Here is a 1,074-nt window from a genome sequence, read left to right on the forward strand (position 1 = left end):
CTCCCCTAATTTTACAAGGGCAACCAGGGTCTCCTGATATTGAGGTACATGTTGCTGGGATTAAAACCAAGTTTCACCAAAGAAAGCATGGTAAAAAGTGGTTTGAGCAAAAGCAGTTGCTCTACGCTACTAAATTACGGGATGTTGAGCAGGATTTACGTCGCACCCCAGTAGATTCTATTGAGTTTCATTGTATCCTAGCTCGTCATTCTCTGATCAAGTCTATTGAACTGGATGAAGTCTTTGATAGCTTGGCAAGTCATACTGATTTATGTATGCAGGCAACGGACTTAGGCGAGAAAATTTTCCTAGAACCTAAATCTAGAATCACTTTCCTCAATCCTCGACAGATCACTCGGTTTGACCAAGATGATGTGCCATTTTACGTATTTAAATGGAATGAACAGTCGGTAAGAGATGTGTTCTCTCGTCAAGTCAAAAAGTGGAATTTGGCGAAAGATGATCCTTCAATGTGGTCGATTTGGAGGTGGGTGATTGAGAATCGTCAACTCCCGGCTAAGTGGTCAACTCAAGAAGGTAGTTTCGATAGAAAGTTATTGGAGTTCTGTCAGCGTCGCTGGTGTCCAAGTTGGCTGCGCACACTGTTAGAATCCTATGTGATTAAGCGGGCATTTCCTGAGACTGGGATTGCTGACAATTTAGTGGAAAATATAACTAAATCCTCGGTGAATGTGTAGGGAAAAGGGAATAGGGAGTAGGGAGTAGAGATCCCCCCTAGCCCCCCTTAATAAGCTATCCATTAGGCAAAAGTAGTCGAAACAGTGATAGAGACTAGGACGTAGAAGCAAGTTGTGAACCTTCAAACAAATGGTAAAAGGTAGAAAGCCCTCGCCAGAGAGTTTTCAAGCCAGGTTCGCCATCTCCGGTACGGGCCAAAAATCCACCCAAACGTGCAATCCAAATCAGAGCTTGGCGAAGAGTAGGAGGTTTTTTCGAGCGGTTTTTGGGTTGAAATTTACGTCGCAAGAGCTTCCATTCCTGTGGAGAGAAAACTACTTGGCAAGAAGCATCGGGATTAAGTCGAGCTTGATAAGTTAACCACATTAATCGCCA

2 protein-coding genes are annotated in these 1,074 nt (G+C 43.7%); one reads left to right on the forward strand and one right to left on the reverse strand.

Annotation, left to right across the window (positions count from 1 at the left end; translation table 11 throughout):
* Nucleotides 1-698, forward strand: a 698-nt coding sequence (locus F6K49_RS52275) for a hypothetical protein (protein ID WP_293110958.1), incomplete at its 5' end; no start/stop codon positions are given.
* 94 nt (nucleotides 699-792) lie between these two features.
* Here the strand turns inward: F6K49_RS52275 and F6K49_RS52280 are convergent.
* The coding region (locus tag F6K49_RS52280) for an IS4 family transposase (RefSeq protein ID WP_293110960.1) at nucleotides 793-1,074 on the reverse strand (282 nt) is incomplete at its 5' end.

The organism is Moorena sp. SIO3I6, assembly GCF_010672095.1.